Source organism: Sphingomonas sp. (assembly GCF_965248875.1).
Taxonomy (GTDB): domain Bacteria; phylum Pseudomonadota; class Alphaproteobacteria; order Sphingomonadales; family Sphingomonadaceae; genus Sphingomonas.
In genome coordinates this window covers 105024-127805 of record NZ_CBDFKR010000003.1, presented here as the reverse complement: position 1 = coordinate 127805, position 22782 = coordinate 105024, and the positions used below count along the sequence as shown (strand labels likewise).

Sequence of the window (22782 nt, the reverse complement as noted above, 5' to 3'; positions counted from 1 at the left end):
CCGCGTGCGTGACCTCGCCTTCCTCGCCTTCCTCCTTGCGCTGCTCGGGCTCGGCCTCCGGCGGCCGTTCCTGCTCGTGCTGGTCTATGTCTATATCGACATCGTCTCGCCGCAGCGGCTGACCTATTACCTGCTGAACGTCGTGCCGATCTCGCTGATCGCGGTGCTGCTCGCCGTTGCGGGCTGGGCGCTCGCCGACGACAAGCGCGGCCTGCGCCTCGCACCGCGCCAGCTGATGATCGCGGCGCTGCTGGTCTATTGCGGGCTGACCACGCTCACCGCCGAGTTCGCGCTGGAAGCGCAGGAGAAGTGGGATTGGGTGTGGAAGGCGCTGGCCTTTGCCGCCTTCCTGCCGCTGACGTTGCGCACGCGGCTGCGGATCGAGGCGCTGCTGACCTTCATGATCCTGTCGGCGTCGTCGATCATCATCGTCGGCGGCATCAAGACGCTGGCTTCGGGCGGCGGCTATGGCCAGCTCAACCTGATGGTCGACAACAATTCCGGGCTGTACGAGGGTTCGACCATCTCCACCGTCGCGGTCGCGATCGTGCCGCTGATCGCCTGGGTGGCCCGCCACGGGACGATTTTAGGCAGTGGCTTTGGCAGGCGGAGCGCAGAGTCCGGCGATAAGATCCGCCCCTACCCTTCAGGGGAGGGGTTGGGGTGGGGGCCATCCTCATTGCCAATCGCTCGTGGAGAGCCCCCACCCCCAACCCCTCCCCTGAAGGGGAGAGGCGGAAAAATATCGCCGTGGCCCGCCCGCGCCGTCACCCTCTTCTGCTTTGCGCTGGGCTTCGCCTGCCTGCTGATCCCGATCGGCACCTCGACGCGCACCGGCCTGCTCTGCATCGGGCTGGTCGCGCTGCTGTCGCTGCGCAGCGTCAAGCGCCGCGGGCTCTATCTCGGCGCGATGGCGGTAGCGGCGCTGATCGCCGTGCCGCTGCTGCCGTCCGCCTTTATGGAGCGGATGAGCACCATCGGCACCTATCAGGCCGACGAGTCCGCTTCGACGCGTATCGCCGTTTGGCAATGGACCTGGGACTTCGCCAAGTCCCATCCCTTCGGCGGCGGGTTCGAGGCGTATCGGGGCAACCGCATCGTCTACGACCTGCAGACCGCGAGCACGCCCGGCGGCGGGGCCGTCGCCGCCGGTCCGCGGCTGGAGATCGATCAGGGCCGCGCCTATCACTCCGCCTATTTCGAGATGCTGGGCGAACAGGGCTATCCCGGCGTCGCGCTGTGGCTGCTCATCAACCTCGCCGGACTGTGGCGGATGGAGGTGCTGCGCCGCCGCTACCGTGACGGGGGAGACGCTTGGGCCGGCAGTCTCGCCGCCGCGCTGCAGACCGCCCAGCTCGTCTATCTGCTCGGCGCCGGGTTCATCGCGATCGCGTTTCAGCCCTTCATCTACATGCTGATCGGCGCACAGATCGGGCTCGACACCTATCTCGCGCGGCAACGCTCGGCGAGCACGGAGCGGGGGTTCAGGAAGGGCGCTAATCGCCCTGGATCCGTAGAAGGGCACGAGTCCTCCCCAACCGCACGTTGGCCATCGACCGGCCCGGGGCGGACGGCATCGGCCGGACCCGCCGGTGCCTGAACTCCGCCAGCTTACCGGCGCCCGCGGCGTCGCCGCCTGGGCGGTGGTGCTCTATCATGTGCGCCTGTCGGTCCTGGGCCTGCCGCCACCCGTCGTCGCGGTGCTGGCGAAGGGCTATCTCGCGGTCGACTTCTTCTTCCTGCTGTCGGGCTTCGTGATCTGGCTGGCCTGGCACGATCGGGCCGCCGCCTCGCCGCTGCGCTTCTGGCAGAAGCGGGTCGCCCGCATCTGGCCGCTCCACGCCGCGATGCTCGCCTTCGCCGCGCTGCTCGCCATCGTGCTGGCGCTGCGCGGGCCAACGGACAGCGCGTTTCCCTGGCCGGCGCTGCCGCTGCACCTGCTGCTCGTCCAGGCGTGGGGCAGCGCGGCGACGCTGCGCTGGAATATCCCCGCCTGGTCGATCAGCGCGGAGCTTGCCGCCTATCTGTTGTTCCCGCTGCTGACGCGGCTGGTGAACCGGCGGCGCTGGCCGGCGCCTGCGCTGCTGTTCGCCGCCGCCGCCATCCTCGCCATCCTGCCGCTCGCGATGGGGTTCGGCAGCCTCGGGCGCGACATTGGCCGGTTCGGCGTGCTGCGCTGCCTGTGCGAGTTCACCGCGGGCACGATCATCGCCACGCTGTACCGGCGCGGCGGCGGCGCCCGCGCGCCGCTCGCGGTTGGGCTCATCTGCCTCGTGGCCTGGAGCCTAGGCGCTCCCGAGACGCTCGCCGTCCCCCTCGCTTTCGCCGCGCTGCTCCTCGCGCTTGCCCGCAGCCGCGCAGTGTTGCTGGCGAGCCGCCCGGTCCACTGGCTGGGCTCGATCAGCTACGCGACCTACCTCGCCCATTTCCTGCTCTGGAAAGCGATGCGCCTGCCGCTTGCGCCCGGACCGCAGCATTGGACCGTCATCGCCGCTTACCTGCTGCTGGTCCTCTTCGCCTCACACCTGCTCTACCGCTGGCTGGAGCTGCCCGCCCAGCGCTGGATCAACGGCCTGGCCCTGCCGCGGCGGAACGTTCGCGTGGCACAGGCATTGCCCGGCGATGGCCACCAAACTCGTCTACTCGGATGATTCGCTGCCTGGCATCACCCGCAAGAAGGTCCGCAACGGCTGGGGTTACTGGGACGCGGGCGGCGCGCGCATCACCGATCGCGACGAGATCGAACGGCTGAATGCGATCGGCCTGCCGCCCGCCTATCGCGACGCCTGGTTCAATCCCAAGCCGCACGGCCACATCCAGGCAGTCGGCTGGGACGACAAGGGCCGCAAGCAGTACCGTTATCACACCGGCTTTCGCGAGCAGCAGGAACTGGCGAAATACGAGAAGACCGCCGAGTTCGGCCGCGCGCTGCCCCGCCTGCGCCGCCATGTCGAGGCCGATCTGGCCGGCCGCAAGCTCGGCAAGGACCGCGCCGTCGCCGCCGTCGTCCGCCTGCTCGACACCAGCCATATTCGGGTCGGTAATGAGGAATATGCACAGGCGAACGAAAGCTATGGCGCGACGACGCTGCGCACCGAACACGGCTATGTCTGCGGCGACACGCTCCGCCTCCGGTTCAAGGCGAAGTCGGGCAAGCTGTGCGACACCAAGGTCACCGACCGGGGGCTGGCGCGCTTCGTCAAGGCGGCGGGCGACCTGGACGATCAGCACCTCTTCGCCTGGCTCGATGATGCGGGCGAGGCGCACCCCGTCACCTCGTCGGACGTCAACGCCTATATCAAGGACGCGACCGGCGGCGACTTTTCCGCCAAGAACTTCCGCACCTGGGGCGCCAGCCTGCTCGCGTTCGAAGCGCTGGCGGCGGCGCAGGGCAACCTCAGCCTGAAGCAGGTGCTGGAGCCGGTCACGGCGCAGCTCGGCAACACGCCCGCAATCGCGCGGAAATCCTATGTCCATCCCGACCTGATCGCGCTCGTCAAGGAGGGTCAGGCGGCGTTCAGGGAGGGGCTGCAACTGCCCCGTGCGGCCGGCGGCCTGTCGCGCGCGGAGCGCGGCCTGCTCGCGTTTCTGGAGCGCGACGTCGTGCCGGCGGCACAGGCGGCGGTTAACGCCCCCGGGTAGATAAAGAGCTGATGACCACGACGAACACCGCGGCCCAGGCTGCCGCCACGCACAAGCCGATCTTCAAGGGCGCCGACGTTTCCGCCCGGCTGCAGGACACCGCCGCCGCCTCCGCCGCCTGGCTGACCACGCATTGGCTGCAAATCCTGATCGCTACCGCGATCGCGACTGTGGTCGTGCTCGCGCTGCATGCGTTGCGCCGGCTGGCGCGGCGGCTGTGCGACCACAACCCGGCGTCGACGGACTGGCGCGTGGTGATCGGCCGTGCGCTCGTCAGGACCAACAACTTCTTCATGGTGATGCTGGCCGCGAAGCTGGTCGGAGACACCTTCGCCGCCGCCGCGCCGCCGCCGGAGGTTGCGAAGACTATCGGCTTCCTGTGGATCGTCGCCGCCACGTTCCAGGTCGCGATCTGGGCGCGCGAGATCATCCTGGGTGCGATCGAGCACCGCACGTCGGCCGACACCTATCACGGCGAGGCGCTGACCAGCGCGATGGGGCTGATCCGCCTGCTGGTCACCTTTGCGCTGTTCGCGATCGCGCTGGTGGTCGTGCTCGACAATCTCGGTGTCAACGTGACGGGCCTGGTGGCGGGGCTGGGCGTCGGCGGCATCGCCATCGGTCTCGCCGCGCAGGGCATCTTCGCGGACCTCTTCGCGGCGCTCGCGATCATCTTCGACCGCCCCTTCCGCCGCGGCGACACGATCGCCTACGACCAGACCACGGGCACGGTCGAGGAGATCGGGCTCAAATCGACCCGCATCCGCTCGGCGACCGGCGAGGAGCGGATCATCTCCAACAAGAACCTGCTCGACAAGGAGATTCAGAACATTACCCGGCGCGACTATCGCCGCGTCAAGTTCACGCTCGGCGTTGTTCAGTGGACGCCGGTCGAACAGCTGCAGATGCTCCCCCAGATAATGAAGGAGGTGGTCGACGCCGACGGCCGCACCTTCGTCCGCTGCGGCTTCATGGCGTTCGGCCAGTCGTCCTACGATTTTGACCTGGAGTTCGACTCGCCCACCGCCGCCTTTGCTGACTTCTTCGACGCTCGACACACCGTCGGCGTAGCGATCATCAAGCGGCTGAACGACGAAGGCATCGCGCTTGCCTACCCGACCCAGACCGAGTTCAGCGCGCCGGAGGGCGCGATCGCCGCCAGCGCCTGGCCGGCGGCGGTGAAGGCGGGGGGCGCGGCATAACCTTATCAGCGCTACGCGAAACCGAGGGGTCAGGCCTGCGCTTCCCCGTCCCCGCCCTTGCGCCCGAACAGCTTGCCCAATCCCCGCTTCACCGCCGCGCCGGCCACTGCGAGCAGCACCAGCCCCTTCTTGCCGAACCGAAGCACGAGCGCCAGTACGCCCAGCTTCTTCGCCGCCACCACGCCGACGCCCGCCGCGACCAGCCCCGCCAGGCCATAGCCTGCGCGCTTGTCGCCATGCGCCGCGTCGAAATCGGCGTAGCGCTGCCCCGGCTGGAACGCCGCCGTCCGCCCAAAGATCGCCGCCGCTCGCCGGACATCGGGCAGGTCGGCCATGCCGGCGAGCATGTTGAGGCTCAGCACGCCCTCGCGCCCCAGCAGCCGGACGTCGTAGTTGAGCGTATCGTTCGCGGCGCCGTCGACATGCAGGTCGCGCGCCCACACCATCGCGTGCGACGTGCGATCATAGGAAGGCGGCTGCGCCCAGCCGACCAGGTGCATGCCGGGATACCCCTGCTCGTGCCGCTGCCGGTTTTCCTCCGCCTCGCCCGAGCGCAGCTGATCGAGCACGCCGCTATATTCGGCGCTGTTCGCATCGTCGTCGGTGACATAGCCCGACGGCTGCCACGTCACGACCGCGCCCCAGACATTGTCGGTGATGGTCTTGCCAGCGGGCAATACCAGCCCCAGCGCGTCGCTAACCGCCTCGGGCGGATTGCCCCACACCTCCGTCAGCACCCGCTTCGCCTCGGCCGGGTTGAGATAATAGAAGTCGCGTCCCAAGTGCAACGTCGCACCCGCCTGCGGGATGGCGACATCGCCCGTTTGCGGATGCAGGCTCCGCTCCACCGCCTCGACCTGCTGCTCGGTCGGCGCCGTATGTTGCGCTACTGCGGGCGTTGCGCCGGCCAGCCCCAGCACCACCACACCCATCCACCTGTTCATCATCTGCGCCCTCCCGTTCGTCCAAGGCTGCTGTGCGGCAAGCGGCGCGTCAACCGCTCAGATCCCGCCCTCGTCGAGCGACAACAGCGTCGCGTTGCCGCCGGCGCTGGTGGTATCCACCGACACATGCCGCTCGACGCAGAAGCGCGCGAGGTAATGTGGTCCCCCCGCTTTAGGCCCGGTGCCGGACAGCCATTCGCCGCCGAACGGCTGCGAGCCGACCACTGCGCCGATCATCGAACGGTTGACGTACAGATTGCCGACCGCCGCCTGCGCCTCCGCGACCTCTGCCGCGCGCGCGATGCGGCTGTGGAGCCCCATAGTCAGCCCGAAGCCCTTGGCGTTGACCTGCGAGATCGTCTCGCTCAGCTGCCCCGCAGGCCAGGTCGCGACGTGGAGCAGCGGTCCGAACCATTCCTGCGTCAGCGCCTCGATCGTATCGAGCCGGATCAGCGTCGGCGGCACGAACAGGCCGTGCTCGGGCACGCCGATCGTCTTCACCCACTTCCCCTCCACCGACGCGCGATAGCCCATCAACCGGTTATAGGCCGCCCGGTCGATCACCGGCCCGACATCGGTCGCCGGATCGCCGGGATCGCCAACGATCAGCGTCTCCATCGCGCCCGCGAGCATATGGAGCACGGTATCAGCGACCTCCTCCTGCACCAGCAGCAGCCGCAGCGCCGAGCAGCGCTGGCCCGCCGAACGGAAGGCGGACGCGACCACGTCCGCGACCACCTGCTCGGGCAGCGCGGTAGAATCGACGATCATCGCGTTGATCCCGCCTGTCTCCGCGATCAACGGCACGATCGGCCGCGCGTCGTCCGCCAGCAGCGCCCGCGCGATCTTCTTGGCCGTCGCCGTCGAGCCGGTGAACGCCACCCCGGCGACGCGCGCGTCCGCGACCAGCGCCGCGCCGACTTCCGGCCCGCCGGGCGCGAGGGTCAATGCATCGGCGGGCACCCCCGCCCGATGCGCCAGCGCCACTGCGGCGGCGGCGATCCTCGGCGTCTGCGGTGCGGGCTTGGCGACGACAGTGTTGCCCGTGACGAGCGCCGCCGCGCACTGGCCGAGGAAGATCGCCAGCGGAAAGTTCCACGGCGCCACCGTCGCCCACACGCCGCGACCCTCCAGGCGCAGCACATTGCGCTCGCCGGTCGGCCCGGGCAGCTCGACCGGAGCCATCAGCCCCCGCGCCTGCGTCGCGTAATAGCGGCAGAAATCGGCGGCCTCGCGCACCTCGCCGATCGCGTCGGGGATGGTCTTGAACGCCTCCTGCACGCACAGCGCCATCAGCTCGTCGCGATGCTCCTCGAGCAAGTCGGCCAGCCGCTCCAGCGTCGCGGCGCGTTGTTCGACGCCGTTGGCATTCCAAACCGGGAACGCCGCATGCGCCTGTCCGATCGCCTGCGCCACCGCGGCGGTGGGCATCTCGATGGTGCGCGCGGTCAAGTCCGGGTGCGGCGCTCGGACCGCGTCCACCGTCCGCGCCAGCACCTTGCGATCACTCAGGTCCAGCCCCTCGCTGTTCCGCCGCGCTCCGAACAGATCGCGCGGCAGCGGAATGCTCGGATGGCGCGCCCCGCCGACCGCCGCGATCTTCGCCACCGGGTCGGCGAGAATGTCCGCCTCGGTCAGCCGCGTATCCGCCAGCTGATGCACGAAGCTGGAGTTCGCCCCGTTTTCCAGCAGCCGCCGCACCAGATAGGCCAGCAGGTCGCGATGCCCGCCCACCGGCGCATAGATGCGCGTGTGATACCCCCGCTCGCGCACCAGCCGCTCGTACAGCCCATCGCCCATCCCGTGCAGTCGCTGGAACTCGAAATCGCGCGAATTGCCCGCCCATTCGACAATCGTCGCCACCGTCAGCGCATTGTGCGATGCGAAGGCCGGGCGGATATGCTCGGCGTCGAGCATGTCGCGTGCGACCGCCAGATAGCTGACGTCGGTCGCCGCCTTGCGCGTGAACAGCGGATAGTCGCTCAGTCCCTCGACCTGCGTCCGCTTGATCTCCGAATCCCAGTATGCGCCTTTGACCAGCCGCACGTTCATCAGCCGGCCCCGCTCATTGGCCCACGCCACCACCGGCCGCGCGCGCTTGCCATAGGCCTGCACCGCCATGCCGAAGCCGTCCCAGCCGCTAAGCTGCGGCAGCCCCGCGACCGCACCGATGATGTCCAGCGACATTTCCAGCCGTTCGCTTTCCTCCGCGTCGACAGTCAGCGCGATCCCCGCCCCCGCCGCCTGCACAGCCAGCGCCTCCAGCATCTCGGTCAGCGCCGGCACGCACTCGTCCCAACGTGCGACCTCATAGCGTGAGTGCAACGCCGAGAGCTTAACCGAAATCGAGTGTCCAGCGCTTGCTTTACGCCCGACGGCCGCCACCGCATCGGTATACGACCGGAAATAGCGCCCCGCGTCCTCATGTGTCCGCGCCGCCTCGCCCAGCATGTCGAAGCTGGCGGTGAATCCCCGGTGCTCGCTCCGTGCCATCCGCCGCGTCGCCTCGTCGATGGTGCGGCCCATGACGAAGATTTCGCCCATCATCTTCATCGCCGCACCCACCGCCTGGCGCACGAACGGCTCTCCCGCGCGCCCGATTAGCCGCTTGAGCGCGCCCCCATGTTCCTTGGCGCCCTCGCCGACCAGCGCGCGTCCCACCACCAGCCCCCAGGTCGCCGAATTGACCAGCAGCGAAGTCGACTTGCCGCGATGCGCGCGCCAGTCCGCCTCGCCCAGCTTGTCGGCGATCAGCAGGTCGGCGGTCTCCGGGTCCGGCACCCGCAGGAACGCCTCGGCGAGGCTCAGCAGCGCCACGCCCTCGCTGGTGTTGAGCCGATACTCCTGCAGGAACTGGTTCACCCACCCCCTGCTCTGCGCCGCGCGCAGGTCGGCGAGCAGCTCGGACGCCGTATCCATCACCCGATCTTGCGATTCGAGCGTCAGCCGCGCCCGCTTCAGCAGCGGTTTTAGAACATCGGGTTCGGACGCCCGGTGCAGCGCACGCATGGCCTGGAGCGGGTCGGCAGAGGGCATGTTGGAACTTCCGGTTTAGCTTGCGATGTTGGACACGACGTGCCTAGAGCGCGCGGCACACGCGTTTAGCCGAGGGGATTGCCGGTGACCACGATCACGGTGGACGAGATGAAGGGCCGCGTCGGTCAGGAGACCGTCAGCGACTGGGTCGAGGTCACGCAGGACATGATCAATAAGTTCGCCGACGCCACCGGCGATCACCAGTTCATCCACATCGACCCGGAGCGCGCCGCGATGACGCCGTTCGGGGGCACCATCGCCCACGGCTTCCTGACGCTGTCGCTGATGCCGCTCCTGTCGAGCAAGGTCGCCGATGCGCCGCGGCTGGAGGGCGTGAAGATGGGAGTCAACTATGGGGGCAACAAGGTCCGGTTCCTGACCCCCGTCCGCTCCGGATCGAAGGTGCGCGGCCGCTTCAAGCTATTGGAGTTCGACGAAAAGCGCTCGGGTCAGTTCCAGCAGACCAACGAGTTCACCGTCGAGATCGACGGGCAGGACAAGCCGGCGATGATCGCCGAGTGGATCAGCCAGATCTTCGTCTAAGCGCGGTTGGCATGACCCTGATGTGACTTTTGGAGGTGTCGTGGTCCGCATCAAGCCCCTAACCAAACCCTATCCGCCCGAGTTTGAGACGCGGATGAAGGTGCTGATGCGCGGCGCCGAGCCGCTGGTGCTGTTTACCACGCTCGCCAAGCATGAGCGGGCCTGGACGAAGTTCAGCGGCGGCTCACTGCTCGACAAGGGCAGCCCGTTGACGATGCGCCAGCGCGAGATCGTGATCGACCGGACCACGGCAAAATGCGGCTGCGACTATGAATGGGGCGTGCATATCGCCGGGTTCGCCCGCCATGTCGGGCTGACCGACGATCAAGTCCACGCGACCGTTCACGGTGCCGCCGACGATCCCGCCTGGCCAGCGGAAGAGGCGGTGCTGATCGCCAGCGTCGACGCGCTGCTAGACCGAAAGAAACTGTCCGACGCCGAATGGACCGCGCTGCGCGACATCGTCGATGAGGAACAGGCATTCGAAGTGATCCAGCTCGTCGCCTTCTATCATGGCGTTTCATTGATCTGCGGCGCGCTCGACCTGCCGCTCGAAGCTACTGCGGCCCGTTTTCCGGCCGCCTGAGGAGAATCCCATGCGTTCCGCCGTCATCGTTTCCACCGCCCGCACTCCAATCGGCCGCGCCTATCGCGGGGCGTTCAACGCGCTGCCTTCGCCCACCCTCGCCGGCCATGCGATCAAGGCCGCGGTCGAGCGTGCCGGGATCGACGGCGCGGAGGTCCAGGACGTCGTCCTGGGCGCCGCGCTTCAGCAGGGCGTACAGGCGGGCAACATCGCGCGCACCGCGCTGCTCCGCGCCGGACTGCCCGTCTCCGTCTCCGGCCAGTCGATCGACCGGCAATGTTCGTCGGGCATGATGGCGATCGCAACCGCCGCCAAGCAGATCGTCGTCGACAACATGGACGTCGCGATCGGCGGCGGGGTCGAAAGCATCTCGATGGTCCAGACGCCGCAGATGCGCGTCGGCGCCGATCCCGAGCTGCTGGCGATGCACCCCGACATCTATATGCCGATGCTTCAGACCGCCGAGATGGTCGGCAAGCGCTACGGCATCGGCCGCGACGTCTGCGATGCCTATGGCCTTCAGTCGCAACAGCGCACCGCCGCCGCTCAGGCCGCGGGCAAGTTCGACGACGAGATCGTGCCGGTCAGCGCGACGATGAACCTCGTCAACAAGGAAACCAAGGAAGTGACCCAGAAGGAGGTCACGCTCGCCAAGGACGAGGGCAACCGGGCCGACACGACGCTGGAAGGGCTGCAGTCGCTCAAGCCGGTGCTGGAGGGCGGCATCGTCACCGCCGGCAACGCGTCGCAGCTGTCGGATGGCGCGTCGGCAAGCGTGCTGATGGAGGAGAAGGTGGCGGCGGCGAAGGGACTGACGCCGCTCGGCCGCTATGTCGGCATGGCGGTGGCAGGGACCGAGCCCGACGAGATGGGCATCGGCCCGGTCTTCGCGATTCCCAAGCTGCTGGAGCGCACCGGGCTGAAGATGGACGACATCGGCCTGTGGGAGCTGAACGAGGCGTTCGCGGTCCAGGTCCTCTATTGCCGCGACCAGCTCGGCATCCCGGACGAACTGCTCAACGTCAATGGCGGTTCAATCTCGATCGGTCATCCCTATGGCATGACGGGCGCGCGCTGCACCGGTCACGCGCTGATCGAGGGCAAGCGCCGCGGCGCGAAGTACGTCGTCGTGACGATGTGCGTCGGCGGCGGCATGGGCGCGGCGGGGCTGTTCGAGGTGCTGTGAGCCGAACGGCAACCGATCATCGGCTATATCGATTTTGACGACGTAGTGGACATCTTACGTGGAGCCCCGGTCGTGACAACGGCCGGGGCTTTTCCGTTTGGGACCCGGGTTGCAGCCCAGGTCACTCCCGATGCTAGCCCTTCCGGGCAACCTCGATCGCTTTCACGGTCAAGGCCGAGAAGGCGCCCACAACCGCGCACGCTTCGACGAACGCCATGCGCGTTTTCCTTACGTGTTGACGGCGGAACTGCCACCGTCGACCGATATGTAGACCGCGCACGTTTGCGGCGGGCTTCTACAAACGAGCGGGCAGCGCCAAGCCTTCCACATCGCCCAGCGCGCGCTATGGCAACGCCCATGCCTCTCCTCGACGATCAGCAGTCCGCCGCCCGCGCCTGGTTCGAGAGCCTGCGCGATCGCATCTGTGCGGCGTTCGAGGGGATCGAGCGGGAGGCCGGATCGGACGCACGGTTCGCGTTCATCCCCTGGGACCGCGCCGACCCGTCCGGCGAGCCCGGCGGCGGTGGCGTGCGCGGGGTGATGAAGGGGCGGGTGTTCGAGAAGGTCGGGGTCAACGTCTCCACCGTCGGCGGCACGCTGGAGGGCGAGTTCGGACGCACTGTCCACGGTGCGGGCGAGGACCCGCGCTTCTTCGCGACCGGGATCAGCCTGGTCGCGCACGCGGCCAACCCGCACGTTCCCGCGGTCCACATGAACACGCGCTTCCTGCGCACCACCAGGCAATGGTTCGGCGGCGGGGCCGACCTCAATCCGCCGCTGCCGATCGCCGACGATACCGCGGCCTTCCACGCCCGGCTGCGGCAGGGGTGTGACGCCCACGACCCCGCCTACTATCCGCGCTTCAGACAGTGGGCGGACGACTATTTCTACATCCCCCATCGCCAGGTCCATCGCGGCGTCGGCGGCATCTTTTACGATCATCTGGAGAACGGCTTCGACGCCGATTTCGCCTTCACCCGCGACATCGGCGAGGCGTTCCTCGACGTCTATCCGCAAATCGTGCGGCGGCGCATGGCCACGCCCTTCACAGAAGCGGACGTGGCGCAGATGCGGCGGTGGCGCGGGCGCTATGCGGAGTTCAACCTGGTCTATGACCGCGGCACCCTGTTCGGGCTAAAGACTGGCGGTAACATCGAAGCGATCCTGATGAGCTTGCCCCCGGTCGCCGAATGGGACTGACGGCATGGGTCTGACGCCGGTCGCGGACGACCAGCTGGCGACTGTCGTGACCACGCTGGTGATGACCGAACGTCCCCGCCCGCGGCCCTTCCCCGCCTCGCCGCTGCGCCTCCAGCGCTGGCGATCGCCGGCGCCCGCGGCCTACCGCACGTTGTTCCGCCGGGTCGGCGCACCGTGGTTGTGGTATTCGCGCCTCGCCCTCGACGATGCGCAGCTCGGCGCCAGGTTGGTTTCGCCGACCTTACAGCTCTACGCCGCGCGCGACGCCGCCGGCATCGAGGTCGGGATGGTAGAGCTGGACTTCGCCGCCCAGCCCGAGGCCGAACTCGCCTATTTCGGACTGGTGCCGGAACTGACCGGTCAGGGCCATGGCCGCTGGCTGATGGCGCATGCGCTCCCGTTGCTGTGGCGGCCCGGGGTAGAGCGGGTGCGCGTCAACACCTGCACGCTCGACCACCCCTCGGCGCTCGGCTTCTACCGGGCGCAGGGGTTCACGCCGGTCAGGCGCACGGTCGAGACCTTTCCCGATCCGCGCACGCTCGGCCTGCTCCCCGCCGGCGCCGCGCCTCAGATTCCCTTTCTCGCCAGCGCCCGATAGGCCGACACGGCGATCAACGCCGCGCCCAGCGCCGCCGCGGTCGCGGTCAGCGCGATCAGGGCGTCGACGATGACCACCGCCGCGACGTTCTCGCCACCGGGCTGACCGCGCAATATGCCGTCGAGCTGGAGCAACAGCTGCGGCGCGATGACGCCGGGCGCCAGCGTTAACGCAACCAGCGCCATCAGCGGCAGCCCGACGCCGCGGCTCAGCCGCCAGCTGCGCCCGAGCGCCCGCCACACGCCAAGCGGCGCCTCTGCCGCCAGCGCCGGCGCCGCCAGCATGAATCGCGCGAGCAGCCACACTGCCGGCAACACGAACAGGCGCAGGCCGAGCGGCTCCAGTGGCCCGACCACCAGCCCCAGCAACAGAAAGCGCGGCCACAGCCGCACCCCACGCTCCACCGCGCCGCGCACGTCCGGCCGCGCCGGATCGAGGTACAGGAGGTAGAAGACCGCCGATCCCCACGTCATCACGGCCTGCGCCAGCACGATCCAGCCGCCCTGCAGCAGTACCCAGTTGATCGCCTGATCGGCATAGGTGGTGGCCGCCTGGCTGCCGGGCTCCGCATCGGGCAGCGCGGGCGGCTGCGGCACCAGCAGCGCGAGCGCGAACAGCGGCAGGAACCAGAACACGCCCGCGACCGGCACCAGCAGCGTCCCGTCGCGGCGAAAGGCCGCCCAGGCATCCGCCAGCAGCGCGGCGGGACTGATCCTCACGGGCCGGTCCGCGCCGCCAACCCCGTGACCGCGACGTACAGCCTGGCCCCGAACACGCCGATGACGACCATGAAGCTGCTCGTGATCACAGCATCGGCGATCCCGCCGATCCACGCCGCGGTCCCGATCTGGGCCGGTCCGAGCAGCAGGCGAACGACGAGGAACACGACCCTGCTGGCCGCGAACGACGCGATCAACAGCACCAGCGACAGGATCAGCTGCACCCCGATCAGCTTGAAGACCAGCCCGCGGGTCAGCGCGAACGACCGCCCGAACGCGCCGATCGCGCGCTGCTCGTTGACGATCACGGCGTTGACCAGGAACAGTCGCGCGCCGATCCACAGCCCCGCCACGACGATCGCCAAAGCATAGAAGAGCAGGAACAGCGCCGCGCCCGGCGCGATCGCCGGCCCCGCGGCGCTGCCCGCCTGCGCCGACGCGGCCTGGAAGTCGAACCCCGACGCGGCGAGCGCCACCCCGACCGGTATAACCGCCAGCAGCGCCGCTGCGATGATGATCAGGGTTACCAGCAGCGCGGCGGGCAGGCGAGCGAGCGCCAGCCGCCCCGCCTCGCCGCGCGTCGTGACCGGGTCGCTCGCCACCGCGATCACCGTCATCACCCCCCAGAGCTGCAACGGCAGCGCCAGCAACGCGATGAACCCGGTAAGCACCACCGCGCCGGTCGAGCCGCCGCCATACGCCTGGATCGCGGCGCGGATCACCAGCGGCAGCGTGAAGGCGCCCGCCGCGACCGGCACGAGCAGCCCCGCCCGCCCCGCCAGCGCGGCTGTCGTGCTGTCCCACACATCACCGATCTTCACCATCGTCCGTCCGCCTCTGCCGTCTTGCTCCGCGTTTAGGGGCCGCCGCAGGACCGGGCAACGGTTGCGCCGTGTCTGGCGAAGACGCAGATGGAAGGCATGTCCTGCCCCGATCCCGAATGGCGCTTCAGCCCCGGGCTGACGCCATATGCCGAGGCGCACGCCGCGATGGAGGCGCGCGCCGCCGCCGTGTCGGTCGGGGCCGCAGCGGAGCTGGTATGGCTGCTCGAACACCCGCCGGTCTACACCGCCGGCACCAGCGCGCGCGCCGGCGACCTGCTCGATCCGCGGTTTCCGGTCGTCGCGGCCGGGCGCGGCGGGCAGTATACGTACCACGGACCCGGGCAGCGCGTCGGCTATCTCGTGCTCGACCTCAACCGCCGCGGCCGCGACGTGCGCTGTTTCGTTCACGGGGTCGAGGGGTGGGTCATCGCCGCGCTGGCGACATTCGGGGTAGAGGCGTTCCGCGCGCCCGGCCGGGTCGGCATATGGACGATCGACCGCGGTCGTGAAGCGAAGATCGGCGCGATCGGCGTGCGCGTGCGACGCTGGGTGACCCTGCACGGGTTCGCGATCAACAACACGCCGGACCTTTTGCACTTCGCCGGCATCGTTCCGTGCGGGCTGCCGGACCATCCCGTCACCAGCCTTCTCGCCTTGGGTCACACCGTGTCGCCAGAAGCGCTCGACACGGCGTTGGCCGCGACGTTTCCGGCCTTCCTTGATAGCTTATCTTGCAGGCGCGAAATGGAGGCTTGAGGCCCCGCGGCAAATAATCTAATGTCCACGGCGATTTGGGTAATAAGGGCCAGCCAGCCGTCCAAATCCTCTTTCCAAGGGAGCTTCCTACATGCGTGCACTTTCCAAGATTCTGACCGGCTCGCTGATCGCCGGCGCCGCCCTGGCCGTTGCGGCCTGCGGTCCGAAGACCGAGACGACGACGACCGACAACACCATGGTCACCGACATGAACACCACCGGCGACATGGGCACAATGAACGACACCATGACGACCACCGACAGCACGTCGAACGGCGGCATGATGGCCAATGACTCGATGGGCGGCAACATGACCACTCATAACGAGACCATGATGACCAACACCACGACCACCAACGCGATGTAAGTCGCCTGTTCCCGCAGCTTGTGGGAACATGGTCAAGGGTTGAAATAGGGGCCGTCCGGGCGACCGGGCGGTCCCTTTTTCTTATGTGCGTGCGTTGGTTGGACGTCGCGACGTGTCCGGTACTGCCGCCGCTGCGACTAACGGCGGCAAAGCTCTTGGTCTCCCGACTCCGGCAGCCTAGGGCGTGCATGACGGCCGTGTTTGAGAGGGGTTGGGCGATGCAGCGTATGGTTCTGGCGGGCGCGGTGCTCGCGCTGGGCGTGACGGCGGCGCCGGCCGCTGCGCAATTCTATCTCCGCAGCCCGACGATGAGCGGCCAGCCGATCCAGGGCGACGAACCCGGCATGGTCCAGCCGATGCCGGGTGCCACCCCGGCCGAGCTGCGCGCCTCGCTGGTGTGGAGCATGCGCGCCGCGCTCAACGTCGCCGCGCTGCAATGCCAGTTCGAGCCGACGCTGCTGACCGTCGCCAACTACAACGCCGTGCTCAAGGATCACGGCGCTGAGTTCAAGGGAGCGTTTGACGCGCTGGGCAGATATTACACCCGGGTCGGCCGGTCGGTGCCGCGCGGTCAGGCGATGCTCGACCAATATGGCACGCGCACCTATTCCAGCTTCGTGACCGTCGGCGGGCAATTCGCCTTTTGCCAGACCGCGGCGGCGATCGGGCGCGACGCGGTATTCACCCCGCGCGGACAGTTCGCGACGCTCGCCGCGAACCGGCTGGCGGAGCTGCGCTCCAGCCTGACGACGGCGTTCGGAGAGATCGGCATCGGCCGCTTCTCGCCCTCGGGCAATTCGGCGCTGCCGCGGCTCGACGCGCAGTGCTGGGACCGGCGCGGCAACTGGGTGCCGCGCAAATGCGGCCCGCTGGTCTGGCCGCCCGCCTGATCGTCAACGCAGGCCGAGGAGCTTGTGGGTCTGCAGGCTGAGCCGCCACCCCGGCCGCGCCATCACCAGCTCGATCGCGGCGCGGGTGTTCGCCTCGGCCTCCCGGTCGTCAAGCGGCTGAAGCAGGCGGTGGGCGAAGTCCCATCGGTACAGGGCATCCGGATCGATGCCCGCCTGCGGCCAGACCAGCTTCAACTCGTCGCCCGAGCGCTGAACGACCTCGCTCCCTGCCTTGGGGCTGATGCAGACCCAGTCGATGCCGGGATGGACCGGCAACGTGCCGTTGCTCTCGATCGCGATCCGGAACCCCGCCGCATGCAGCGCCTCGATCAGCGCGTCGTCGACCTGGAGCATCGGCTCGCCACCCGTCAGCACGACAAAGCGGCCGTCCCGGTTATCGCCCCATGCCTTCACCACAGTCGTGACCAGCGCGGCGGCGTCGACAAACTTGCCGCCGCCCGCGCCATCGGTGCCGACGAAGTCGGTGTCGCAGAAGCGGCATACCGCGGTGGCGCGATCGACCTCGCGCCCAGACCACAGGTTGCACCCGGCAAAGCGCACGAACACCGCGCGGCGGCCGGCGTTCACCCCCTCCCCCTGCAGCGTCAGGAACAGCTCCTTGACGGCGTAGCTCATGGGACGGCGGGCGGCCGCGCATAGCCGGTCGGGTCGGCCACGCCCGCATCCACGAAACCCTTGTGACGCAGCCGGCAGCTGTCGCACAGCCCGCAATGCTCGACCTCGGCGCTCGGATCGTAGCAGGACCAGCTCAGCCCCATGTCGAGACCCAGCCGCGCGCCCTCGCGGACGATGTCGGCCTTGGTCATGTGCTGCAGCGGCGCGCGAATGTGAAAGGGACTGCCCTCCACCCCCGCCTTGGTCGCCAGCTCCGCCAGCGCCTCGAACCCCGCGATGAACGCCGGCCTGCAATCGGGATAGCCCGAGTAATCCAGCGCGTTGACGCCGACGAACAGGTCGCGTGCGCCCGCCGCCTCCGCCCAGCCGAGCGCGAGGCTGAGGAAGATAGTGTTGCGCGCGGGCACATAGGTGATGGGGATACCCGGCCCGACGCCGTCCTTGGGCACGTCGATGTCGGCGGTCAGCGCCGAGCCGCCGAACGCGGAAAGGTCGAGCGGCAGCACGACGTGACGCATCACCCCCAGCGCGTCCGCAATGCGCCGCGCGGCGGCAAGCTCGACCCGATGGCGCTGATTATAGTCGATCGACAGCGCCAGCAGCCGAAAACCCTGCTCGCCTGCCAGGGCGGCAGCAACGAAGGAGTCCAGCCCGCCGGAGACGAGCGCCACGGCCAACGGTGCGTTCATGCCGCGCGGGCTAGGCCGCGTGCACCGGCCCCGCAACGAAAAACGGGCCGCAGTGACGCGGCCCGAGTCTCGATCAAGGGAGAAAAGCGTGCCGACTGAGCACGAGGATCGCGATAGCGCATGGCGGTGAAGGGAAGGTTAACGAGCGCCGCTCATGCCGCCGCCAATCCCGCCGGCACGGCGAATTGCTGGGCGCAGAAATGACAGTCGACGCGGATCATCCCGGCCTCGTCCGCCATCTCGCGCCGTTCCTCGGGCGGGAACTTCGCCAGCACTTCAAAGATATAATCGCCGTCACAGCGACACCCGCGAACGATCGGCGTCGCCGCGAGCACCCGCACCTCGTCCGCGTTGAACAACCGCCATAGCAGCGTCTCCAGCGGGACCGCCGCATCTGCCAGCTCGTCCGCGCCGATCGTCTGACCCAGCGCGGCGACATGCTCCCATTCGGGATGGTCGAGACGCGTGTGCAGCCGCTCGCGCCCATCTTCGCCCTCGGGCAGATGCTGCAGGAATACCCCGCCCGCGACGATGCGGCCGTCGGCGTGCTTCTCGATACCGACGCGGACCAGGCTGGGGATCTGTTCGGACTGGACGAAATAATTCTCCGCCGCCTCGGCGAGGGTCGCGCCGTCGAGCGGGACGATGCCCTGATAGCGCTCGCCGGTCGTCGCGAGGTCGAAAGTGATGGCGAGATAGGTCTCGCCGAACAGCGCCTGCAGCGACGGCGCGGCGGGCACGTCCGCGAGCCGCTCGGCGTTGTATCGGACATAGCCACGCACCTCGCCGCCGCAATAATCGCACACCAGCAGCTCGACGACCGCGCCCTTGCCGCGCGTCTGCCCTCCCCTGCTCTGCATGGTCAGTTGCGCCTGCGGGTCCTTGAGCGTCGACCCGATCAGCGCGACCAGCGTCAGCGCCTCGGCGAGCAACCGCTCGATCACCGACGGATAGGCGTGCGCGGCGAGCACCCGGTCCAACGTCGGCCCGAGCCGGACGAGCCGCCCGCGCGCATGACGCTCGGGAATCGCGAAGCCGAGCGCGCGGTCTAGGTCTGGGCCGAGGTCCGTCACGATTATCCTTCGTCATCCCCGCGCAGGCGGAGATCCATCGCGCCTCGGGCGCCATGTGGAGAGATGGATTCCCGCCCTCGCGAGAATGAGGTAAGTCTGGCTCCTCCGAAATCAACCGATCTGCCCGAAGCACCAGCGGAGCACGCTCTTCTGTGCGTGCAGCCGGTTCTCCGCCTCCGGCCAGATCAGCGATTGCGGCCCGTCGATCACGGCGTCGGTGACCTCCTCGCCGCGATGCGCGGGCAGGCAGTGGAGGAACTTCGCGTCGGGCTTGGCGCGCGCCATCAGCGCCGCGTCGACTTGATAGGCCGCCAGCGCCACCAGCTTGGTCTCGGCCTGCGCCTGCCCCATCGAGATCCAGGTGTCGGTGACGACGATGTCCGCGCCCTCGACCGCCTCCTGCGGGGACGCGACCACGCGCGCACGGCCCCGCCCGGCGGCGAGCGCACCCTCATCGAGCTGGAACCCCTGGGGTGATGCGGCGACCACCTCGAAGTGCAACAGCCCCGCCGCCTCGACGAACGACGCCAGCACGTTGTTGCCGTCGCCCAGCCATGCGACCTTGAGGCCGGGCAGCGCCTTGCCGCTCTCGATGATCGTCAGCAGGTCGGCCATGATCTGGCAGGGGTGCGACGCGTCGGTCAGACCGTTGATGACGGGAACGGACGCGTGGGCGGCCATCTCCATGAGCTTGGCGTGGTCATCGGTGCGGCACATGATCGCGTCGCAATAGCCGGAGAGCACCCGCGCGGTGTCCGCCACCGTCTCGCCGCGGCCGAGCTGCGACGTGCCGCTGTCGAGCACCAGCGCCGACCCGCCGAGCTGGCGCATCGCCATATCGAAGGAGACGCGGGTACGCGTCGAGTTCTTCTCGAACACGCAGGCAAGTGTATGACCGGCAAGCGGCGCGTCGGCGTCCGCGCGGCCCTTGGGCCACCCCGCCCGCGCCGCTTTGCGGTCGAGCGCGTCGGCCAGCATCGCGGCGATCCCATCGGCCCCGGCGTCGGTGAGCGAGAGGAAGTGACGCACGCTAAACTCCTCCCCGGCACGGGGAGGTGGCGCGCGCGCAGCGCGTGACGCAGAGGGCCCGCCGCAAGCGATGCTTGTGGGGCGGGCCCCCTTCACCACCGGCTTTGTCGGCGGTCCCCCTCCCCGTGCCGGGGAGGAGATCAATCATCGCTCGGGCCGACCCAGACCCGTGCCGCGTCGCTCAGCTTCTCGATGCACTCGGCGATCTCCGCCTCGCCGATCGTCAGCGGCGGCAGCAGGCGGACGACATTGTCGCCCGCCGCCACAAGCAGCAGGCCGTGCTCCTCGCGGCAATGCGCGACGAACGCCCGCGGCTCCGCCTTGATGCGGATGCCGAGCATCAGCCCCTTGCCGCGCACTGCCTCGAACAGATGGTCATGGTTCGGGATCATCTGCTCCAGCGCCCCGCGCAGTCGCTCGCCCATCCGCGTCACATGATCGAGGAAGCCCCGCTCCTCCATCACGTCCAGCACCGCCTCCGCCGCCGCCATGGCGAGCGGGTTGCCGCCATAGGTCGACCCGTGCGTGCCCGCGACCATGCCCTTCGCTGCGCGCTCGGTCGCGAGGCAGGCGCCGAGCGGAAAGCCGGCGCCGATTCCCTTCGCTACCGACATGATGTCCGGCGTGATGCCGACCTGTTCGTGGTAGAAGAAGCTGCCGGTGCGCCCGTAGCCGCATTGGACCTCGTCGAACACCAGCATCAACCCATGCTCGTCGCAAGCCGCGCGCAGCCCCTTCAGGAATGCGTCCGTGCCGACCGAGACGCCGCCCTCGCCCTGGATCGGCTCGACCAAGAAACCCGCGGTGTTGTCGTCGACCAGCGCCAGCGCCGCGTCGAGATCGTTGAAGGGCGCGTACTTGAACCCGGGCAGCAGCGGCTCGAACCCATCACGCATCTTCGCCTGGTTGGTCGCGGAGATCGCGCCCAGCGTGCGGCCGTGAAAGGCGGAGTTGAAGCAGATCAGCGTGTTGCGCTGCGGATCGCCGTCGGCATAATGAAAGCGTCGCGCGGTCTTGATCGCGCACTCCACCGCCTCCGCGCCCGAGTTGGTGAAGAACACTGTGTCGGCGAAGGTCTTCGCGACCAACCGCTCGGCCAGCCGCTCCTGATGCGGCGAGCCGTAGAGGTTGGAGACGTGCATCAGCGTCGCCGCCTGCGCCGCGATCGCCTCCACCAGCTTGGGGTGCCCGTGCCCAAGCGCGTTGACCGCGATGCCGCCCGCCATGTCGAGCGCGCGGCCGCCGTCCTCGCCGATCAGATAGCAGCCCTCGCCGCGCACCGGCCTGAACCCGCTGCGCGGATAGACGGGCATCAGGGCGGGGATGGTCACGGGCGCAGCTCCCAAAGCGAAAGGGCGGCCCCATGCGGACCGCCCGCAATGTTCATAGAGCTATGGCGCGATCGTCACAACCCGGCGGTCGGCGCGCGTCATTGCGCCGCCAGTTCCGCCGCGTGGCTTACCAGCAGGATCAACCGTGTCTGATCCACCGCGGCAACCGGGTTGTTCCACCCTGCGGTCAAGACCCGCCACTGCCCGCCTCGCGTTCGCAGCAGCAGTGTCAGGTCAATCACCCCCGGCTCCGACCCGCCCTTGAAGCCGACATAGGCATATCGCCCCGCTATCTGGGGCGGGATGAGTGGATTGATCGCCAAGATCGTCCGCGCCTCCGCGCCTGGCCCGCTCTCCGAATGCCGCCGCAGCCAGTCCATCACCCGCACCAGGTCGGCCGCGCTCGCGAACCATTCCAGCTCGCCGATCCGGACCGGCCGCCCGTCCGCGAACAGCGGCCCGATTGCGCTGCCCGGCATGTGCGCGACCTCGCCCGCCAGCAGCGCCCGCCGCCCTGCGACATCGGCCGCCAGATAACGCACACCCAGCGTGCCGCCGCCGGACCCCTTCAGCTTGAACAGCTCAATCGTCATGAGCCACGGCCGGTTGCGTTCGGGATGCGCCCAGCCGACCGTCGCCTGCATCGCCTCGATCCGTTCGCGTCCCAGCGTGTCGATCAGGATGTCAGTCGCGCTGTTGTCGCTGATCGAGATCATCTGCCGGGCCAGCTCGCGCAGCGGCACGCGCGTGCCCGCCGGGCTGTGATTATAGCCGCCCGCCGGTCGCTCGGTGCCGTCCAGCGTCACGGCGTCGTCCCAATGCCGCCGGCCCGCCTCAATGTCCTGCACCAGCGTGGCGAGCACGACGAGCTTGAACGCGGACCCGAGCGCCAGCGGCTGGTCCGGTTGAAGGCCCAGCGCGACGCGTGGCGCACCGTCGCCCAGATCGGCCAGCGCGAAGTTGGTCTGTCCCGGCAATGCATGGATCGCCTCGATAACCGCGCCCAGCGTTGCCTCCTCAGGTCCGGCAGAGAGGACGCGCAGGCCGATGACCCTGCCGGGTGTGGTCGGCGACACGGCAACCCCCACCCGCGCGGCGCCATGTTCATACCGGACCGTCACCACCGCTTGGTTCGCGTCAACCGGCTCAGTCGGTCCGACCGAGAGCGCCTGTCCGAGGCTGCTCCCCAGCTGAGCGGTGATTGCGCGGAACTGCGCGGCCGGCACCGCGGCGAGGAATGTGGGGTCGAAGGTCGCAGCCAGGTCGCCGCCGCCATTGAGGACAGGGATCAGCTCAGCGATGCGCTGCCTCAGCATCGGTGAAGGCGCGGGAGCCGCAGCCGCAGCAGGTGGCGGCGATACAGGCGCCTGCGCCGCGCCAGTGCTCGCCAGCGCCACGAAGACCGCTGCCAAAACAAAACGCATTTTCATACCCCTTTTCATGTCGCAGATCAGTCTACGGCGAGCCCGTCTCACCGCGGCAAAGCCGCGTCGCCGGACGGCGCAGACGCCGACGGCCGCGCCTGCGCGTC

General features: G+C 68.8%; 22 protein-coding genes. 12 read left to right on the top strand and 10 right to left on the bottom strand.

What is annotated here, in order from left to right; translation table 11 throughout:
- Positions 1 to 4 precede the first annotated feature (4 nt).
- The 4 genes from ACP2AD_RS00890 to ACP2AD_RS00875 are packed head-to-tail and all read left to right on the top strand — an operon-like array spanning position 5 to position 4844.
- Positions 5 to 1600 (top strand): DUF5935 domain-containing protein, encoded by a 1596-nt coding sequence (locus ACP2AD_RS00890; protein WP_425228190.1) that lies wholly within the window; start codon positions 5 to 7, stop codon positions 1598 to 1600.
- The gene (locus ACP2AD_RS00885; protein WP_425228189.1) at positions 1593 to 2651 is read left to right on the top strand and encodes an acyltransferase family protein; all 1059 of its coding nucleotides are present in this window, start codon (positions 1593 to 1595) and stop codon (positions 2649 to 2651) included. The genes ACP2AD_RS00890 and ACP2AD_RS00885 overlap by 8 nt, the downstream gene beginning before the upstream one ends.
- Complete coding sequence (locus tag ACP2AD_RS00880) at positions 2623 to 3642, top strand: DNA topoisomerase IB (protein WP_425228188.1); 1020 nt, start codon at positions 2623 to 2625, stop codon at positions 3640 to 3642. Before ACP2AD_RS00885 ends, ACP2AD_RS00880 begins: the two co-directional genes overlap by 29 nt.
- Before the next feature lie 11 nt (positions 3643 to 3653).
- On the top strand, positions 3654 to 4844 hold the full coding sequence (locus ACP2AD_RS00875; RefSeq protein ID WP_425228187.1) for a mechanosensitive ion channel family protein: 1191 nt from the start codon (positions 3654 to 3656) through the stop codon (positions 4842 to 4844).
- 29 nt (positions 4845 to 4873) lie between these two features.
- Here the strand turns inward: ACP2AD_RS00875 and ACP2AD_RS00870 are convergent, their stop codons facing one another.
- On the bottom strand, positions 4874 to 5788 hold the full coding sequence (locus ACP2AD_RS00870) for a DUF2167 domain-containing protein (protein ID WP_425228186.1): 915 nt from the start codon (positions 5786 to 5788) through the stop codon (positions 4874 to 4876).
- Between the two features lie 57 nt (positions 5789 to 5845).
- Positions 5846 to 8797 (bottom strand): L-glutamate gamma-semialdehyde dehydrogenase, encoded by a 2952-nt coding sequence (locus tag ACP2AD_RS00865; RefSeq protein WP_425228511.1) that lies wholly within the window; start codon positions 8795 to 8797, stop codon positions 5846 to 5848.
- Between the two features lie 135 nt (positions 8798 to 8932).
- Here ACP2AD_RS00865 and ACP2AD_RS00860 point away from each other — a divergent pair, with 135 nt between their 5' ends.
- The 5 genes from ACP2AD_RS00860 to ACP2AD_RS00840 all read left to right on the top strand — a co-directional run bounded on the left by ACP2AD_RS00860 (position 8933) and on the right by ACP2AD_RS00840 (position 12937).
- Positions 8933 to 9367, top strand: a complete 435-nt coding sequence (locus tag ACP2AD_RS00860; protein WP_425228510.1) for a MaoC family dehydratase — start codon at positions 8933 to 8935, stop codon at positions 9365 to 9367.
- A 40-nt stretch (positions 9368 to 9407) separates the two neighbouring features.
- Entirely contained in the window at positions 9408 to 9953 is a 546-nt protein-coding gene (locus tag ACP2AD_RS00855) for a carboxymuconolactone decarboxylase family protein (protein WP_425228185.1), read from the top strand.
- A gap of 10 nt (positions 9954 to 9963) precedes the next feature.
- Positions 9964 to 11139: an acetyl-CoA C-acyltransferase gene (locus tag ACP2AD_RS00850; RefSeq protein WP_425228184.1), complete on the top strand. Its 1176-nt coding sequence runs from the start codon at positions 9964 to 9966 to the stop codon at positions 11137 to 11139.
- A gap of 357 nt (positions 11140 to 11496) precedes the next feature.
- Positions 11497 to 12339, top strand: a complete 843-nt coding sequence (gene hemF / locus ACP2AD_RS00845; RefSeq protein ID WP_425228183.1) for an oxygen-dependent coproporphyrinogen oxidase — start codon at positions 11497 to 11499, stop codon at positions 12337 to 12339.
- Positions 12340 to 12343: 4 nt separating this feature from the next.
- Complete coding sequence (locus tag ACP2AD_RS00840; protein WP_425228182.1) at positions 12344 to 12937, top strand: GNAT family N-acetyltransferase; 594 nt, start codon at positions 12344 to 12346, stop codon at positions 12935 to 12937.
- On the opposite strand, the gene ACP2AD_RS00835 is transcribed toward ACP2AD_RS00840, so the two are convergent.
- Positions 12907 to 13656 (bottom strand): hypothetical protein, encoded by a 750-nt coding sequence (locus tag ACP2AD_RS00835; protein ID WP_425228181.1) that lies wholly within the window; start codon positions 13654 to 13656, stop codon positions 12907 to 12909. The genes ACP2AD_RS00840 and ACP2AD_RS00835 overlap by 31 nt on opposite strands.
- Positions 13653 to 14480, bottom strand: coding sequence for a hypothetical protein (locus ACP2AD_RS00830; RefSeq protein WP_425228180.1), 828 nt, complete (start codon positions 14478 to 14480; stop codon positions 13653 to 13655). The genes ACP2AD_RS00835 and ACP2AD_RS00830 overlap by 4 nt, the downstream gene beginning before the upstream one ends.
- 96 nt (positions 14481 to 14576) lie before the next feature.
- Between ACP2AD_RS00830 and lipB the strand changes: the two genes are divergently transcribed.
- From lipB to ACP2AD_RS00815, 3 genes are all read left to right on the top strand, one after another.
- Entirely contained in the window at positions 14577 to 15236 is a 660-nt protein-coding gene (gene lipB / locus ACP2AD_RS00825) for a lipoyl(octanoyl) transferase LipB (RefSeq protein ID WP_425228179.1), read from the top strand.
- A 91-nt stretch (positions 15237 to 15327) separates the two neighbouring features.
- A complete protein-coding gene (locus ACP2AD_RS00820) occupies positions 15328 to 15603 on the top strand; it encodes a hypothetical protein (protein ID WP_425228178.1) in 276 nt (91 codons plus the stop codon).
- A gap of 218 nt (positions 15604 to 15821) precedes the next feature.
- Positions 15822 to 16493: a hypothetical protein gene (locus tag ACP2AD_RS00815; protein ID WP_425228177.1), complete on the top strand. Its 672-nt coding sequence runs from the start codon at positions 15822 to 15824 to the stop codon at positions 16491 to 16493.
- Positions 16494 to 16496: 3 nt separating this feature from the next.
- Here the strand turns inward: ACP2AD_RS00815 and queE are convergent, their stop codons facing one another.
- The 6 genes from queE to ACP2AD_RS00785 form a co-directional block, all read right to left on the bottom strand.
- Positions 16497 to 17129 carry a 7-carboxy-7-deazaguanine synthase gene (queE, locus tag ACP2AD_RS00810; RefSeq protein ID WP_425228176.1) on the bottom strand — a complete coding sequence of 211 codons (633 nt, stop codon included), beginning with the start codon at positions 17127 to 17129 and terminating at the stop codon, positions 16497 to 16499.
- Positions 17126 to 17818 (bottom strand): 7-cyano-7-deazaguanine synthase QueC, encoded by a 693-nt coding sequence (gene queC / locus ACP2AD_RS00805; RefSeq protein ID WP_425228175.1) that lies wholly within the window; start codon positions 17816 to 17818, stop codon positions 17126 to 17128. The genes queE and queC overlap by 4 nt, the downstream gene beginning before the upstream one ends.
- A gap of 152 nt (positions 17819 to 17970) precedes the next feature.
- Positions 17971 to 18891, bottom strand: coding sequence for an Hsp33 family molecular chaperone HslO (locus ACP2AD_RS00800; protein WP_425228174.1), 921 nt, complete (start codon positions 18889 to 18891; stop codon positions 17971 to 17973).
- Between the two features lie 111 nt (positions 18892 to 19002).
- Positions 19003 to 19920, bottom strand: coding sequence for an ornithine carbamoyltransferase (gene argF / locus ACP2AD_RS00795; RefSeq protein WP_425228173.1), 918 nt, complete (start codon positions 19918 to 19920; stop codon positions 19003 to 19005).
- Between the two features lie 140 nt (positions 19921 to 20060).
- Positions 20061 to 21251, bottom strand: a complete 1191-nt coding sequence (locus tag ACP2AD_RS00790; RefSeq protein WP_425228172.1) for an aspartate aminotransferase family protein — start codon at positions 21249 to 21251, stop codon at positions 20061 to 20063.
- Positions 21252 to 21349: 98 nt separating this feature from the next.
- Positions 21350 to 22675 (bottom strand): serine hydrolase, encoded by a 1326-nt coding sequence (locus ACP2AD_RS00785; RefSeq protein ID WP_425228171.1) that lies wholly within the window; start codon positions 22673 to 22675, stop codon positions 21350 to 21352.
- Between the last annotated feature and the right edge of the window lie 107 nt (positions 22676 to 22782).